Below are 15891 nucleotides of genomic sequence, written 5' to 3'. Positions count from 1 at the left end.
GCGGCCCCCGCGCTGGCCTCCCCCCCCCCCCCCAAACCCCCCCCCCCGGCCCCGGCCCCGCCCCCCCCCCCTCTGGCCCCCCCCCTCAAAAAAACCCCCCCCCCCCCCCCCCCCGGGGCCCCGGCCTTTTGATCAGCTCAGTCGAACTGGAAAAACCTTAGAGTGCGTTGACCTTCTTGGAGATCGCCGACTTGCGGTTTGCAGCGTTGTTCTTGTGAATAACGCCCTTGCTGACAGCCTTGTCCAGCTTGCGGCTGGCAGCAACAAGTGCAGTTCCAGCAGCATCCTTGTCAGCAGACTCAACGGCGGTGGCGACGGCGCGGATGGCCGTCTTCAGCTCGGACTTGACTGCGTTGTTACGCAGGCGAGCCTTCTCGTTGGTGAGGATGCGCTTCTTCTGGGACTTGATATTAGCCACGTATGAACTCTCTTTTTAATGCGGAAATGGTCTAGAGGGTTTTCAGGTTGGCCATCGACTGAGCGGCGTGGGGATGCCTATGGCAGCCAACCATGAGTGGCCGTCGACCTGCACGGACACACAGCTATAAAGGATAGCAGAAAGTCAGGGCTCACGCCGAACCGGTACTCAGTCGCTCTATTGCCGCGCTTGGAGGGCCCGGGCTACCTCCTGGAACCGCGGCTTTCCCAGGACGGCGCCTTCGCGCCGGATCGTGCCGGGATCAAGCCGGATAACGCGCCCGACATTGATTTCGCTGGGCCTGCCTTGCCGATCCCAGGAACCGGTTCCTATGTCAACGTAGTCGTCCGCCCGGGCGCCATTGTCGTGGTCCTTGGAAGTCAGCATGAGGCCCAGAAGCCATTCGCGGTCCCGACCAACCAAAAGCACCGGCCGGTCCTTGCCTTGAGTGTGGTCCTCTTCGTAGGGGACCCAGCTCCAGACAATTTCGCCGGGGTCCGGTTGACCATCGGGCTTAGGGGAGTAGCTGACCTTAAATGAACCGCGAAAGTCGCCTGGGTAGGAGCCTGGCTGATGCACGACGTCGGATCGCCGGGTCTGCGTCCTTCGGGCACCTCCGGGGGTGGTTGCCTTGGTGCCATTGCCTCCAAGCGACTTGAGGGACCGCAGGATGAGATTGCCCAAGGGGCGCAAGTCGAAAGCCATGTGACCACGCTACAGCCGTATGCGGCTGAAGCCCCGGCAGGCAATGTACGGCGAAGCGCCGGTTCATGGGAGACTAGAGGATCAGATGCGCGGCGTGTTCCGGCTGGCCTATGCCCAGTTCCGGGAATTGCCGTGTGAGTGTCGACAGTAAGGATCCTGCGTGTCTCCCATGGCCCGCACCGCACCGGTGCCCGCCGCAACAGATCCGGCCATCATCCGGAACTTCTGCATCATTGCCCACATTGACCACGGTAAGTCCACCTTGGCCGACCGCATGCTGCAGTACACCGGCGTCGTTAAGCAACGCGACATGAAGGCCCAGTATCTGGACCGCATGGATATCGAACGTGAGCGCGGCATCACCATCAAGTCCCAGGCTGTCCGTATGCCGTGGGAACTCGATGGCAACAGTTATGCGCTGAACATGATCGATACTCCCGGCCACGTCGACTTCACCTATGAGGTTTCCCGCTCGCTTGCCGCCTGCGAAGGCGCAGTGCTGTTGGTGGATGCGGCCCAAGGTATCGAGGCACAAACCCTCGCCAACCTGTATTTGGCGATGGAAAACAACCTCACCATCATTCCTGTGCTGAATAAGATCGACCTTCCGGCCGCCCAGCCCGAGAAGTACGCAGCGGAGCTTGCCAACTTGATTGGCGGCGATCCCGATGACGTCCTCAAGGTTTCCGGCAAGACCGGCGTAGGCGTGGAGGCGCTGCTGGACAAGATTGTCCGCGACCTTCCCGCGCCCGTTGGTGATCCCGATGCCCCGGCCCGCGCCATGATTTTCGACTCTGTCTACGACACCTACCGCGGCGTCGTCACTTATGTGCGCGTGGTGGACGGCATGCTCCACCCGCGCGAACGCATCCAGATGATGTCCACCAGGGCAACGCACGAGCTCCTTGAAATTGGTGTCAGTTCCCCGGAGCCCACGCCATCCAAGGGCCTGGGCGTCGGCGAGGTGGGCTACCTGATCACCGGCGTTAAGGATGTACGCCAGTCCAAGGTTGGCGATACTGTCACCAACCTGGCCAAGCCGGCATCGGAGTCACTCAGCGGCTACGCAGACGCCAAGCCGATGGTCTTCTCTGGTCTCTACCCCCTTGACGGCACGGATTACCCGGTCCTGCGCGATGCTCTTGAAAAGCTGATGCTCAACGACGCTGCGTTGGTTTACGAACCCGAGACGTCTGCAGCACTCGGCTTCGGCTTCCGCGTTGGCTTCCTTGGTTTGCTTCACCTCGAGATCACGCGTGAGCGCTTGGAGCGTGAGTACAACCTCGACCTCATCTCCACCGCTCCCAACGTGGAGTATGAGGTGACCCTCGAGGACAAGAAGGTCATCCACGTCACCAACCCCAGCGAATACCCCACAGGCAAAATCTCCGAAGTCCGTGAGCCAATGGTTTCGGCAACCATCCTCGCGCCCAACGAGTTCGTTGGGTCCATCATGGAACTCTGCCAAAGCCGCCGCGGCCAGATGCGCGGCATGGACTACTTGTCCGAGGACCGCGTCGAGCTCCGCTACTGGATCCCGCTGGCCGAGATCGTCTTTGACTTCTTCGACCTCCTGAAGTCCAAGACGCGTGGCTACGCCTCGCTTGACTGGAAGGCCGACGGCGAACAGGTCGCCGACCTCGTTAAGGTCGACATCCTGCTGCAGGGTGAGCAAGTGGACGCTTTCAGCGCCATCACGCACCGGGATAAGGCCTACGCCTACGGTGTGATGATGACCGGGAAGCTTCGCGAGCTGATTCCGAGGCAGCAGTTCGAGGTGCCCATCCAGGCTGCCATCGGGTCCCGCATTATTGCCCGCGAAAGCATCCGGGCCATCCGCAAGGACGTTCTTGCCAAGTGCTACGGCGGTGACATCACCCGTAAGCGCAAACTGCTGGAGAAGCAGAAGGAAGGCAAGAAGCGCATGAAGATGGTGGGTCGCGTCGAGGTGCCCCAGGAGGCATTCATCGCAGCCCTGACCACTGACGAGTCCAAGGACAAGGCCAAGAAGTAGATGCCCAGCGTCCTACCTTTGGGCGATCCGGCACCTGCGGACGGCATACTGCCTCCGCAGGTGTTGGCTGGCGTCGAGCACCGCAAGTTTGGGCTCTACGTCCATATCCCTTTTTGTGCCGTTCGTTGTGGCTACTGTGACTTCAACACCTATACAGCCACCGAGCTGGGAGGCGGTGCTTCCCAGGATGCCTACGCCACCACCGCAGTGTCCGAGCTCGACTTTGCGGCTGTGGCCCTTGACGCCTCGGGGCTGCCTCAACGGCGCATGAGCACAGTCTTCTTCGGTGGCGGCACTCCGACACTCCTGCCCGCGGAAGACTTGGCACGGATCCTGCGCGCCGCCGTCGGGCACTGGGGGCTTGAGCCCGGTGCTGAAGTAACCACTGAAGCCAATCCCGATTCGGTGACTCCCGAATCCCTGAGGGTACTGGCCGAGGCCGGTTTCACGAGGGTCTCGTTCGGCATGCAGTCAGCTGTGCCGCATGTCCTGAAGGTGCTGGATCGCACCCATACTCCCAGTCGTGTGCCGCTCGTTGTGCAGTGGGCGCGAGAGGCCGGGCTCGCCGTCAGCCTCGACCTGATCTACGGTACGCCGGGGGAGTCCATGGAGGACTGGCGGTTGTCGCTTGAGACGGCTCTGTCTTACGAACCTGACCACATCAGTGCCTACGCGTTGATAGTGGAAGACGGCACCAAACTTGCTGCCCAAATCCGGCGTGGCGAAGTGCCGGGCATCGACGACGACGATCACGCCGCTAAGTACGAACTGGCCGACAAAATGATCTCTGAAGCCGGTTTGAGCTGGTACGAGGTCAGTAACTGGTCCAGGACGCCGGACCAAGCCTGCCGGCACAATCTGGCCTACTGGCGCGGGGACGACTGGTGGGGCATCGGTCCAGGAGCGCACTCCCACGTGGGAGGCGTCCGCTGGTGGAACGTCAAGCACCCCACTGCTTATGCCGGACGGTTGGCTGCAGGAAGCTCGCCGGCAGCAGGACGGGAGACCTTGGACTCCGACACACGGGAAGTCGAGCGCGTCATGCTTGAAGCAAGGCTGGGTACCGGGTTGGCCGTAGATGCGTTGGACGCGATTGGTCGCCACGCGATGGCTGGGCTCATTGCCGATGAACTTGTGGATCCGGTGCAGGCCTTCAAGGGCCGGTTGATCCTTACGTTGAAGGGTCGACTGCTCGCTGACGCTGTAGTGCGCAGGATCCTGCCCGACTAACAATCAGTGGTTGGGCGAAGGCGGCGGGAAGCTACTTGATCCAGCGCAGGTTGAGCTTGTAACGGTGCGGCTGGCCGTGGTTGACCCGGATGCCCGCCGAGACGGAGAAGCACGTCAGGGCCACCCAGATGCCGGTGGCGATCACTGCGAAAATGTTGCCCACCACAGGCAGCAGCACCAGGATGTTCGCCAAAACTGCGGCGATCGTAGGAGGCAGCGTGAAGTTCAACGCTTCCTTGGATTCCTGTGCCGTGAAGGGTCCGCGGTCGCGGAAGATCAGGTAGATCAGGAGAGATGGCAGGCATCCCAAAATGCCGCCAAAATGGGCCAAGGTTGCCCACTGCCGGTCCTCGCTGGCGGTCAGTGGCAGCGCATTTGCAGGCGCGCCATGGTACTGGGGCTGGCCTGCGGCGCTGCCCGGTTCTTCAGGAGCGTTCTCTGCCACGGTGTGTTCCCCTTGCTGTAAAGATGCTGCGGTGTTGCTGTCCCAGAATACCGGCCTCCGTGGACTTCCCGGGACAAGCGCCACGAAGACACGTCAGTTGCTGCCGCTTTCGGGGCCAGTGTCAGGGAACCGTGAGGAAATCGATGACTTCCTCCACTCGGCCCAGCAGGGAGGCCTCAAGGTCGGCGTAACTGCGAACCGCCCCGAGAAGCCGTTGCCAGCCCAGGCCAATGTCCTCAGCGGTCTCGTGAGGCCACCCGAAGGCGGTGAGAATTCCCGTCTTCCAGTCGATGCCGCGAGGCACGGAAGGCCAGGCATCGATGCCGAGCACCTTCGGCCTGATGGCCTGCCAGACATCGATGTACGGGTGGCCGACAATCAAGACATTTCCTGGCGCCCCGGGGACCGTCATGGCTTCGGCCGCAATGCGGGACTCCTTGGATCCGGCCACGAGGTGATCCACCAGGATGCCTAGGCGGCGGCCAGGGCCCGGATTAAAGGCGGCGATGGAAGATTTGAGGTCATCGACGCCGTGCAATGGCTCCACCACGATGCCTTCGACGCGGAGATCGTCGCCCCAGACCTTCTCCACGAGTTCGGCGTCGTGCTTTCCTTCCACCCAGATCCGGCTGGCTTTTGCCACTTGGGCGCGTTGTCCCTGGACCTTCACCGACCCCGAGGCCGTTCGTCCCGGTTGCGCGGGGGCCGTCGCTTGGCGGGGGGCCGGAGGCATCAACCGGATGGGTTGGCCTTCAAGCAGGAAGCCGAAGCCGAGTTGGAAGGACTTCGTTTTACCACGCCTGTCCTCAAGGGACACGATGTGCATGCCCCCGGTTTTTTCAACCCGAGTGACTTCGCCCACCCAGCCTGACTGGACATCTTCGAGGACCATCCCGCGCTGGACGGCTACCTCGGGGAGTTGTCGTTTGGCTGGAGCTGCTAGATCCTGCGGACCCCAAGAGTCGAAAGCCAAGGAATTCCTACCTTTTTGTACTGGTTTATGCTGGGTTGCTTGATGCTGGCCATGGGCAGTTTCAATGCTAGCAACGGGGTGGCTCATACTAGACTGGTTAGCACTTGGGCATGTTGAGTGCTAAGTGCGGTGATCCCATGGGATCCCGCGGTGACCGGTCGCAGTGACCATGGCAATCGTCAGGAGGTGGAGTAATGAGTGAACCGCGCAAGTTGGAAGTACTGCGTGCCATCGTTGAAGATTACGTGCATTCCAGGGAGCCTGTCGGATCGAAGGCCCTCGTGGAGCGACACCACCTCGGTGTTTCAAGTGCCACCATCCGGAACGACATGGCTGTTCTTGAAGAAGAAGGCCTCATTGCGGCACCCCACACCAGCGCCGGACGCATTCCCACTGATAAGGGCTACCGCCTGTTCGTGGACCGCATCTCCCAGGTCAAGCCGCTGTCCGCGGCGGAACGCCGCGCGATCCATTCGCTGCTTGAAGGGCCCGACGACGTCGACGACATCCTGGAGCGCACCGTGCGGCTCCTGTCGCAGCTGACCAACCAGGTCGCCGTCGTGCAATATCCACACTCAAACCGGGCGCTGGTGCGGCACGTGGAGTTCGTCCTCCTGGCTCCCAAGCAAGTGCTCGTCGTCCTGATTGCGGATACCGGGAGCGTTGGCCAGAAGGTCATCGAGGCAGGCTCGGACGTGGGCGATGACGCTTTGATGCTTCTGAGGTCACGATTCCTCGGCAGCATTGCAGGGACGCAACTGGCCCTGTTGCCGCAAGTACTTCCCTCAGTGGTTGCCCTGTGCCCGCCGGAACTCCGTGGCCTGGCTCAAACACTGGCGCACGGACTGCAGGCACTGAGCGACAACAGCCGCGAAGAGCGCATCCTCATGGCCGGCACAGCCAATCTTGCCCGGTCCAACGTGGACTTCCCGTTGAGTATCGGACCCGTGCTGGAAGCCCTTGAGGAACAAGTGGTCATGCTCCGGTTGTTGTCCGACATGGGGGACGACCCCCGCGGCGTCACGGTGAGCATCGGCCGGGAGAACCCCTATGACGGCTTGGCCGAAGCTTCGGTGGTGGCCACTGGCTACGGCTCGGGTGCCAAAGTGGGAATCCTCGGTCCAACCCGCATGGATTATCCAACCACCATGGCAGCAGTTCGGGCCGTTGCCCGCTACCTTTCACGCATTCTCGGCGGCTGAACGCAGGCCCGAGGAAACATCCGCAGTACGACAAGGAAGAGATACCGACTTTGAGCAGCCACTATGACGTTTTGGGAGTCTCGCCGGAAGCCACCGGGGAAGAGATCAAAAAGGCGTACCGCAAGTTGGCGCGGAAACTCCACCCGGACGTAAATCCGGGTGAGGATGTCGCGGAGCAGTTCAAGGCCGTGACCCATGCTTACGAGGTTCTGTCGGACCCCCAGAAGCGTCGCGTCTACGATGCCACCGGCAATGAGAACGGAACGGACAACGGCTTCGGCGGCGGCTACTCCGGCCAGGGCTTCGCGTTCCAGGACATCTTCGACACCTTCTTTGGTGGCGGCGGCGGCCACGGTGGACCGGCTTCCCGCGTTCGTCGCGGACAAGACGCCCTCATCAGTGTCCGTATTGACCTCAAGGACGCCGTATTTGGTGTTAACAAGAAGCTCGAAGTAGACACTGCCGTCACCTGCCCTACGTGCGACGGCAGCTGCTGCCGCCCGGGAACCCATCCGGAACGTTGCGACATTTGTGGCGGCAGCGGCCAGGTCCAGCGCGCCGTCCGATCCATCCTTGGCCAGGTCATGACCACGGCCCCTTGCGGATCTTGTGAGGGTTTCGGCACGGTCATCAAGGATCCCTGCAACGAGTGCAACGGCCAGGGCCGCATCCGCAGCCGCCGTTCCCTGACCATCAAGGTGCCCGCCGGTGTTGCGACCGGTACGCGTATCCAGTTGTCCGGCCAAGGCGAAGCAGGACCCGCAGGCGGCCCCTCCGGCGACTTGTACGTGGAGATCCGGGTCAACAACGATTCCATGTTCATGCGCGAAGGCGACGACCTCCACGCCACCCTCAGCGTGCCCATGACAGCCGCTGCACTGGGCACTGAGCTGCAACTGGAAACGTTCGATGGCGCACAGGACATTGATGTGAAGGCCGGAACCCAGTCGGGCGAGGTCATCACGCTCCGCGGCCTTGGCGTCACCCACCTGCGCGGTTACGGCAGGGGAGACCTCAAGGTGCACCTCCATGTTGAAACGCCGAGCAAGCTTGATCCCGCCCAGGAAGAATTGTTGCAGCAGCTCGCCAAGCTTCGTGGGGAGCAGTTCACCGAAGGCAAACTCGTGGCCAGTGGCGGCATGTTCGCAAAGCTGCGTGACAAGCTCGGTAACCTGTAGCGGTGAGCAACCCCGTTTTCTTCACCCCGGCCGGGAGTCTTGGCGATGTAAGTCCCGGTGGCACGTTCGTGCTGGAGGGGCCTGAAGCACGGCACGCCGTCACGGTCAAGAGACTGGCAGTGGGGGAGCCCGTTGACATTGCCGACGGTTCCGGCACACGGCTGACCGGCACGGTCGCCGACGCCGGGCCCGCCGGCCTGACCGTCACTGCTTCCGATGTTGTCTTCGAGGACCAGCCCGACGTCCGCTTGGTGCTCGTCCAAGCCTTGGCCAAGGGTGACCGCGATGAACTTGCCATCGAGACGGCCACCGAGCTGGGTATCGACGCAGTGATTCCGTGGCAGTCAGAGCGATCAATCGTGCGCTGGAAGGGCGACCGCGCCGCCAAAGCCCATGGGAAGTGGCAGTCTGTGGTAACCGCCGCGGCCAAGCAAGCACGGCGGGCATGGATTCCGGACGTGCGGACAATCGTGGATACCGGAGCCTTGGCCAAAGCAGTCGCCGCCGCCGACCTGGCCATCATCCTGCACGAGGACGCCAAAAACCCGTTGAGGACTGTCCTCGAGGTGTTGCAGGGTGGACCGGACACCGGGACGTTCCGGGAAGTACTTCTGATCGTAGGACCGGAGGGTGGAATCTCGCCCCGCGAAGTAACGCGGCTCAGTGACGCCGGGGCCGTTACGGCGCTGTTGGGTCATCACGTTCTGCGATCGTCGACGGCGGGACCTGCCGCCGTCGTTCTTGCGAGCGACATTCTGGGTCGCTGGTAGCCGGCCGGGCTACCCTGAGGAGCTACCCGACCCTGAACAACCGGGTGTCAGTGCTTGTCGCGATCGTGTTTCCAGCATCGTCGACCTGCGAGACACGTACCTCGTACTGACCGGCCTTGAGTGTGGCGCCGAACGTGAAGAGGCCGTACTGTCCGGGTTCGCCCGTGGCTTTCGTTTGACCCGTCAGCAGACTTGTCTTCTCGCCCTTGCCGTTGTCCTGCAGGACCTGCCACGCGATGGGTTTGGAGCTGTCGGTGCTCCGCCCGTTGAACTTGACCAAGCCTGTGGGCATCGAGGTGTCTTCCTGTGGATCGATGATCCACAGAGGCGCCACCAGGGAGGCATCGCGGGCCATGGGCTGACCCAACTGGATTTGCCCGAACGCCATGTAATCCTTGTGTCCGTCAACCAGGATGACCACCTGGATCTGCTGTCCGGAATTGATGAGGCCCGAGGACGAAGCCGCTGCTGTCGCCGTATACACCAGCTGCTGTATGGCCCGCTGCGCCATACCGGCGTCCAGGTTCGAATTGAATGCGTCGCGGGAAATGTCGACGGTAATCACGTTCTTGCCTGAAATGGACGTGGCCAGGCTGGCCGGTTCCTGCCATGGCGTGAAGAAGTCATGGTCCAGTGGCTTTTCCGCCATCATGATCCGCAGCGCCGTGGTCACGGGGTTTCCGTCGCCGGAGATATCCCTGAACTCGCGGTAGAGGTAGACCTCTTCCTTGCTGCGCCCAATCCAATAGACCGGGATCTTGGTTGAGGCCTGGGTAGTCTCCAACGGGGCGTTGCTGGCCGGGGCATCCTGCATGGTCAAAGGCGGCGGACTGGATGTGGCCTGGGTGCTCTCGCCGTTGGCAATGCACCCAGTCAGCAAGAGGGCAGCAAGCATCACAGGCACGGCGATAGCGGACTTGGTCCGCTTGTGCACGCCCGGAGCGTTGTTGGCTGACTTCTTGATGGGTTTCCTGTCCTGTCCCTGCATTTATTTGGGAGCCATGGAGCGGCTGGGGTGCGGGGTTGTGGTTCCACCCGCTATGCCAGCTTGGCACATTGCCGACGGCGGGCGGCCGGGATTCCGTGGACCTGCGCCAACTGAAACGTGATTGATACCGGCTTGATGCAGAGTTGAGACAAAAAGTCGGCAATCACGATGCGCGCCAGAACGTGGCCGCCTGCTGAGGTTCATCGCAGGCCGGGCTGGCGTAGGATTGGAGACATTCCGGCATCAATGCGGTCGCTGAAAGTCCACCGCTGATGTCGAATCGATGGCGTTATTACGACCAACCGGAGGAGAACAGGCCTGACGGCCAGCACTATGAGTGAATCTTTGAACGGGCGGCTCAGGACCGGAAACGGCAACCAGCCGCCCAACGAGTTCCCGCACACCTTACCGGGCACGCGCACGGAAGTTGTCACGTTCGATAACTCCGACCAGATGGTTCACTCGCTGGGCAGCCACGACGAAGCCCTGCGGTACATCGAGGAACAGTTCCAGGACGTCAATTTCCATGTCCGCGGCAACGAGCTCTCCATGACGGGACCTTCCACCGTCATCCCCCGGATCATGAGACTTCTCGAAGAAGTCCGTGGTCTCGTGGCAAAGGGAACCGTGGTCACCCCGGATGTCCTTCAGCAGCTCGTCTCCTTGTTGAGGACCCAGTCCGTGCAGAATCCTGCTGATGTCCTGACGCACAACATACTTTCCAGCAGGGGCAAGACCATCCGGCCCAAGACGCTGAACCAGAAGAACTACGTGGATGCCATCGATGCAAACACCGTGATTTTCGGTATCGGTCCAGCTGGTACGGGTAAGACGTACTTGGCCATGGCCAAGGCTGTCCAGGCGCTCCAGATGAAGGAGGTCAGCCGGATTATCCTGACGCGGCCTGCCGTGGAAGCGGGAGAGCGGCTGGGGTTCCTGCCCGGCACGTTGAGCGACAAGATCGATCCCTATCTCCGCCCGCTTTACGATGCCTTGCACGACATGATGGATCCGGAGTCCATTCCGCGGCTGATGGCTGCAGGGACCATCGAGGTGGCTCCTTTGGCCTACATGCGCGGACGAACTCTGAACGATGCCTTCATCATTCTCGATGAAGCCCAGAACACCACTCCGGAACAAATGAAGATGTTCCTGACGCGTCTTGGGTTCGGCTCCAAAATGGTGGTCACCGGGGACGTCACCCAGATCGACCTTCCGCTGGGTGCTACGTCGGGCCTGCGGATTGTCCGCGAAATCCTCAGCGGCATCGATGACGTCAACTTTTCCATTCTTGAGGCGGCTGACGTGGTACGGCATCGCCTGGTCGCAGATATCGTCTCCGCTTACAGCACATGGGATGACGCGCACCGCACCGACGCCGCCGGCACACAGTACAAACGTGGAGAACGCAAATGAGCATTGAAGTCAACAACGAATCCGGTGTGGCGGTGGACGAGGCCCAGCTGGTGACGTTGTCCCGGTTCATCTTTGAGCGGCTGTACATCCATCCGCAGGCCGAGCTTTCAATTCTTCTGGTTGATGAACCCGCCATGGAGAAGCTGCATATCGAACTCATGGACGAGCCTGGGGCCACGGACGTTTTGTCGGTGCCCATGGACGAGCTGACGCCGGGCACCCCTGACAAGCCCACGCCGCAAGGCATGTTGGGCGACATCGCCATCTGCCCCCAAGTGGCCGAGGTTCAGGCACGCAACGCCGGACATCCTACCCAGGACGAGATGCTGCTGCTGACCACCCATGGCATCCTTCACCTTCTCGGGTTCGACCATGCTGAGCCGGAAGAAAAAGAAGAGATGTTCGGTTTGCAGCGCGAACTGCTGTCTGAATTCCTGGGCAAGGATGCCCCCATGGAGACCATGCAGTGACCTGGATCATCCTGGTCGGCATGGCACTGGTTTTCCTCAGTTTCGTCGCTTTGCTGACTGCTGCCGAGGCCGCCTTCAACTTCCTGCCCCGGCATGAGGCCGAACAATCCATCGTCCGCAGCAAGGGCAAAGCCCTAAGTGGCATCCTCAAAGCCCCCATCGCGCATATGCGCGCCTTGCGCTTCTGGCGTGTGTGGTTCGAAATGGCCGCTGCCGTGGCCGTTGCGGTGGTCCTGCACAGCTTGTTGGACAACGTGTGGCTCGCCGGCCTTGCGGCCACCGGAATCATGGCCGTGATCGGCTTTGTCCTGGTTGGTGTTTCGCCCAGGCAGTTGGGCCGTGCACATTCCGGACCCGTCGTACGTTTCACAGCTCCGTTGATCAGGTTCCTCTGCTGGATTCTTGGTCCCATCCCCGGCTGGCTCGTGGCGCTTGGCCAAGCTGTGGCTCCCGGTGCCCCGAGTGGCGACGACGCGTTTGTGAGCGAAGAAGAATTCCGGGAATTCGTGGATCGTGCCGCTGAGTCGGACATGATCGAGGACAACGAAGCAGAGCTCATCCATTCGGTCTTTGACTTCGGCGACACGTTGGTGCGTTCGGTCATGGTCCCTCGCACGGATATCGTCAGCATCGGTACCGGCTCGGACCTTGAGGCGGCCATGGGTCTTTTTCTACGTTCCGGATATTCGAGGATTCCGGTTATTGGCGAGAACACGGACCAAATCCGGGGAATTCTCTACCTGAAGGATGTAGCCGCGGCCATGCATCGCGGCGAACCCGGGCTGCAGGCGCATGACGTTGATTCCCTCGCCAGGGACGTCCGCTACGTCCCTGAATCCAAGCTCGTAAGCGACCTCCTCAGGGAACTGCAGCAGGAATCAACCCACGTGGCGATCGTCATTGACGAATACGGGGGAACCGCCGGGCTGGTCACCCTGGAGGACCTTATCGAGGAAATCGTGGGCGAAATCGTTGATGAATACGATGCCGCCGCGGAAGAAGCCGTGGACCTTGGAGACGGCACGTTCCGGGTCAGCGCCCGCATGAGCATTGATGACCTGGGTGAATTGTTCGACATCGACCTCGACGACGACGAGGTCGATACCGTGGGTGGCCTCCTGGCCAAGGCCCTCGGCCAGGTTCCGATTGTAGGAAGCTCCGTTGAGGTGAACGGAATATCACTCAGGGCGGATAGGCTTGAGGGTCGCCGAAACAGGGTCAGCCATATCATTGCGGCAGCCATGCCAAAGGAAGACACTGACTTTGAAGACCTACTCGAAGACGCCGACTCAACGCAACAGGGAGTTCCACGTGAGCAAGCAAAATAAGAAATTCGATGCCGATGATGATTTCGGCGGCTTCCACGCAGGCTTCTCGGTGTTGGTGGGCCGACCGAACGCCGGTAAGTCGACGCTGACCAACGCCTTGGTCGGCCAGAAAGTGGCCATCACCTCAGCCAAGCCCCAGACCACTCGTCACACCATCCGAGGTATTGTCCATCGCGACGATGCGCAGTTGATTCTGGTAGACACCCCTGGCCTGCACAGGCCCCGTACGCTGTTGGGTAAGCGCCTCAACGAACTCGTGGCCGATACCTTGGCCGAAGTGGACGCCATTGGATTCTGCCTGCCGGCGAACGAAAAGATCGGCCCAGGCGACAAATACATTGCGGCGCAACTGGCCGCCGTGGGGCGTAAGCCGATCGTGGCCCTGGTGACCAAAACCGACCTCGTGGACCGTCAAGCGCTGACTGAGCAGTTGCTTGCCGTGGCAGCTTTGGGTCGGGAGGTTCTCGGCGAGCAGGGGTGGGCCGACATCGTTCCCGTTTCCGCGGCCGACGGCTTCCAGGTCTCCACGGTCGCTGACGTACTCATCAGCCATATGCCGTCGTCGCCGCCGCTTTATCCCGATGGGGAATTGACGGACGAGCCCGAGGCGGTCATGATTGCCGAACTCATCCGTGAGGCCGCCCTGGAGGGTGTCCGGGACGAACTTCCGCATTCCCTGGCCGTGGTGGTGGACGAGATCGTTCCCCGCGAAGGTCGAACCGAAGACAACCCGTTATTGGATGTGCGGGTAAATCTGTACGTTGAGCGTCCTTCCCAGAAAGCCATCATCATCGGCAAGGGCGGAAGCCGGCTGCGTGAAGTGGGGACCAACGCGCGCAAGGGAATCGAGACACTGCTGGGTACCAGGATCTATCTTGATTTGCACGTCAAGGTAGCCAAGGACTGGCAGCGCGATCCCAAGCAATTGGTCAAACTCGGATTCTAAACGGCGTCACACGTCCCGGCGTGGCTTCGGCCCGATAAGGAACTTCCCAGAATCGGCAACTATGATGGCGGGAATCCACGTGTTTGAGGAAAGGTAAACCGAATAGTGCGACGTCGTGACGCCCGCCCGCAGGGCACCGGCACCGCTGGCTCCGTTGCGGCCCGCCATGGCGAGGATGCCGAGGGCACTCCCCGCCATATGAAGGTCCGCAAAGGACTTCCGCTCTGGCTGAAGATTGTTACCGGCGTGGTTTCGGTGGCCCTGGTTGCCGGTGTTGCCTTTGCGGCTTTTTGGTTCATCCGGCTGCAGAGCAACATTACCAAGGCACCCTTGAGCGCCGGGGAGTCCCGGGATTCTGGGGAGGCCTTGGCCAATGACAAATCCGACCGCCTGCAAATCCTTATCCTTGGTTCTGACACCCGTGACGGAAAGAACTCGGAGTACGGAACCTCCGAGGATTCCACGGGCTACGGTCACTCCGATGTGATGATGCTCCTGGACATCTCAGCCGACAACAAGCGCGTCAGCGTCATGAGTTTCCCGCGTGACCTCTTGGTGAACGTGCCCCAATGTACGGACCACACCAACAACCAGACGTTCCCCGCCCGCAGCGGCGTTATGATCAACGAGGCCATGGCAGAAGCCGGCATCGGTTGTGCGGTGGATACCATCAACAAGCTGACTGGCCTTGAAATCGACCACTTCATGATGGCGGACTTCAACGCCGTCAAGGAGTTGTCCCACGCTATCGGCGGCGTCAATGTGTGTGTCAGCGACCCCGTCTTTGACCCGGACTCCCGGCTTCGCCTGCCCAAAGGTGACTCGCTGGTGGAGGGAGAACAAGCCCTCGCCTTCCTGCGGACCCGACACGCATTTGGTGACGGAGGCGACCTTGGACGCATCAAGGGACAGCAGGCGTTCCTTTCGTCCCTGACAAGGAAGCTCAAGGATGAAGGAACCCTGGGCAACCCCCAGAGACTCCTGCAGATAGCAGACGTGGTAACGCAGAACCTCACTGTGGATGAGGGGCTGGCGTCCGTGCCGTCGTTGTTGACCATCGGTGGGCGGTTGAAGGACATTGATGTGTCCAAGGTCGCGTTCGTCGCCGTGCCGACTCAAGCAGCAGCAGTTGATCCGAACAGGCTCGAGCTCATTGAGCCCCAGGCTTCCCAACTCTTCGCCGCTTTGCGCGCTGACCTTGACCTGACGACACCCGGTGCTACCTCTTCACCGGCCGCGACGGAAACCCCTGCGGCCCAGCCCACAGCCACCACGCCCGCGGCCCCCGTCTACGATAAGGCGATCCAGCCTGTCGCAGTTGCCAACGGCAGTGGCATTGCCGCGAGGGCCCAGGAACTGATGGCTGTGCTGACGGGCAATGGATTTACCCAGGCGGTGTCATATCTGGCGAACCCCGTGGACCAGACAGTGCTCTACTACGGGGCTGGCTTTGCCGACGTGGCAGCTGACGTCGCCACTCTGTACGGTATCCCGGCGGCCCAGGTGCAAGAAGCGCCGGGAGTAGCGGGGGTCCAGCTTTACGTTGGTACGGACTTCGGGACGGGTACTGCCTACGGCGCAGCGTCGGTTCCGTCGGACGTGGTGAATCAGACAGCCAGTGAGGCCGTTTGCCAGCAGGTAAATCCGCTGTACATCGATCAATAGCTGATCGTGGAAAACATTGGAGCATGAGAGAGGGGGGGGGGGCGGCCGCCGCCCCCCAGCCGACCCCCACGCACACAAAAAGAAACCGCCAGGCATAGGAAACAACAAAAAAACCACACAACCCAAACCCCGCAAACACAGCA

15 protein-coding genes are annotated in these 15891 nt (G+C 61.3%); 10 read left to right on the top strand and 5 right to left on the bottom strand.

The features are described 5' to 3' along the window. Positions 1 to 157: 157 nt before the first annotated feature. Positions 158 to 418 carry a 30S ribosomal protein S20 gene (gene rpsT, locus LN996_RS21270; protein WP_231342946.1) on the bottom strand — a complete coding sequence of 87 codons (261 nt, stop codon included), beginning with the start codon at positions 416 to 418 and terminating at the stop codon, positions 158 to 160. A 177-nt stretch (positions 419 to 595) separates the two neighbouring features. Continuing rightward, entirely contained in the window at positions 596 to 1123 is a 528-nt protein-coding gene (locus LN996_RS21265; protein WP_231342944.1) for a type II toxin-antitoxin system PemK/MazF family toxin, read from the bottom strand. 160 nt (positions 1124 to 1283) lie between these two features. On the opposite strand from LN996_RS21265, the gene lepA reads away from it, so the two are divergent. Beyond that, positions 1284 to 3137, top strand: a complete 1854-nt coding sequence (gene lepA, locus LN996_RS21260) for a translation elongation factor 4 (protein ID WP_231342943.1) — start codon at positions 1284 to 1286, stop codon at positions 3135 to 3137. Next, the gene (hemW, locus tag LN996_RS21255) at positions 3138 to 4367 is read left to right on the top strand and encodes a radical SAM family heme chaperone HemW (RefSeq protein WP_231342940.1); all 1230 of its coding nucleotides are present in this window, start codon (positions 3138 to 3140) and stop codon (positions 4365 to 4367) included. A gap of 31 nt (positions 4368 to 4398) precedes the next feature. On the opposite strand, the gene LN996_RS21250 is transcribed toward hemW, so the two are convergent. Together LN996_RS21250 and LN996_RS21245 are read right to left on the bottom strand one after the other, a co-directional pair. Continuing rightward, the gene (locus tag LN996_RS21250) at positions 4399 to 4812 is read right to left on the bottom strand and encodes a DUF4870 domain-containing protein (protein ID WP_159699313.1); all 414 of its coding nucleotides are present in this window, start codon (positions 4810 to 4812) and stop codon (positions 4399 to 4401) included. A gap of 121 nt (positions 4813 to 4933) precedes the next feature. Beyond that, complete coding sequence (locus LN996_RS21245) at positions 4934 to 5785, bottom strand: DUF3097 domain-containing protein (RefSeq protein ID WP_231342938.1); 852 nt, start codon at positions 5783 to 5785, stop codon at positions 4934 to 4936. A gap of 194 nt (positions 5786 to 5979) precedes the next feature. Between LN996_RS21245 and hrcA the strand changes: the two genes are divergently transcribed. From hrcA to LN996_RS21230, 3 genes are read left to right on the top strand one after another with little or no spacing between them, the layout of a single operon-like run. Beyond that, entirely contained in the window at positions 5980 to 6987 is a 1008-nt protein-coding gene (hrcA, locus tag LN996_RS21240) for a heat-inducible transcriptional repressor HrcA (protein WP_231342936.1), read from the top strand. A gap of 50 nt (positions 6988 to 7037) precedes the next feature. Further along, a complete protein-coding gene (dnaJ, locus tag LN996_RS21235) occupies positions 7038 to 8165 on the top strand; it encodes a molecular chaperone DnaJ (protein WP_231342934.1) in 1128 nt (375 codons plus the stop codon). A 2-nt stretch (positions 8166 to 8167) separates the two neighbouring features. Then, positions 8168 to 8935, top strand: a complete 768-nt coding sequence (locus LN996_RS21230; RefSeq protein ID WP_231342929.1) for a 16S rRNA (uracil(1498)-N(3))-methyltransferase — start codon at positions 8168 to 8170, stop codon at positions 8933 to 8935. Between the two features lie 22 nt (positions 8936 to 8957). On the opposite strand, the gene LN996_RS21225 is transcribed toward LN996_RS21230, so the two are convergent. Beyond that, positions 8958 to 9830, bottom strand: a complete 873-nt coding sequence (locus LN996_RS21225) for a GerMN domain-containing protein (protein WP_231342948.1) — start codon at positions 9828 to 9830, stop codon at positions 8958 to 8960. A gap of 426 nt (positions 9831 to 10256) precedes the next feature. Here LN996_RS21225 and LN996_RS21220 point away from each other — a divergent pair, with 426 nt between their 5' ends. The 5 genes from LN996_RS21220 (at position 10257) to LN996_RS21200 (ending at position 15748) form a co-directional block, all read left to right on the top strand. Then, entirely contained in the window at positions 10257 to 11339 is a 1083-nt protein-coding gene (locus tag LN996_RS21220) for a PhoH family protein (protein ID WP_231342928.1), read from the top strand. Further along, positions 11336 to 11809, top strand: a complete 474-nt coding sequence (gene ybeY / locus LN996_RS21215; RefSeq protein ID WP_089595199.1) for an rRNA maturation RNase YbeY — start codon at positions 11336 to 11338, stop codon at positions 11807 to 11809. Before LN996_RS21220 ends, ybeY begins: the two co-directional genes overlap by 4 nt. Next, complete coding sequence (locus LN996_RS21210) at positions 11806 to 13137, top strand: hemolysin family protein (protein ID WP_231342926.1); 1332 nt, start codon at positions 11806 to 11808, stop codon at positions 13135 to 13137. Before ybeY ends, LN996_RS21210 begins: the two co-directional genes overlap by 4 nt. Further along, complete coding sequence (era, locus tag LN996_RS21205) at positions 13121 to 14083, top strand: GTPase Era (protein WP_159699334.1); 963 nt, start codon at positions 13121 to 13123, stop codon at positions 14081 to 14083. The genes LN996_RS21210 and era overlap by 17 nt, the downstream gene beginning before the upstream one ends. A 105-nt stretch (positions 14084 to 14188) precedes the next feature. Then, positions 14189 to 15748 (top strand): LCP family protein, encoded by a 1560-nt coding sequence (locus tag LN996_RS21200; RefSeq protein ID WP_231342923.1) that lies wholly within the window; start codon positions 14189 to 14191, stop codon positions 15746 to 15748. Positions 15749 to 15891: the final 143 nt, after the last annotated feature.

The sequence above is a fragment of the Arthrobacter sp. AK01 genome, assembly GCF_021109375.1.
In the GTDB taxonomy this organism is placed as follows: Bacteria; Actinomycetota; Actinomycetes; order Actinomycetales; family Micrococcaceae; genus Arthrobacter.
Note: the sequence above shows the minus strand (reverse complement) of the source record. Positions and strands in the feature narration are given on the sequence as shown.

What these genes read in the sequence shown, in the direction of transcription:
- LN996_RS21265 (WP_231342944.1), bottom strand. Translation starts at nt 1,123, where the DNA reads ATGGCTTTCGACTTGCGCCCCTTGGGCAATCTCATCCTGCGGTCCCTC.
- hemW (WP_231342940.1), top strand. Translation starts at nt 3,138, where the DNA reads ATGCCCAGCGTCCTACCTTTGGGCGATCCGGCACCTGCGGACGGCATA.
- hrcA (WP_231342936.1), top strand. Translation starts at nt 5,980, where the DNA reads ATGAGTGAACCGCGCAAGTTGGAAGTACTGCGTGCCATCGTTGAAGAT.
- LN996_RS21225 (WP_231342948.1), bottom strand. Translation starts at nt 9,830, where the DNA reads ATGCTTGCTGCCCTCTTGCTGACTGGGTGCATTGCCAACGGCGAGAGC.
- LN996_RS21220 (WP_231342928.1), top strand. Translation starts at nt 10,257, where the DNA reads ATGAGTGAATCTTTGAACGGGCGGCTCAGGACCGGAAACGGCAACCAG.
- ybeY (WP_089595199.1), top strand. Translation starts at nt 11,336, where the DNA reads ATGAGCATTGAAGTCAACAACGAATCCGGTGTGGCGGTGGACGAGGCC.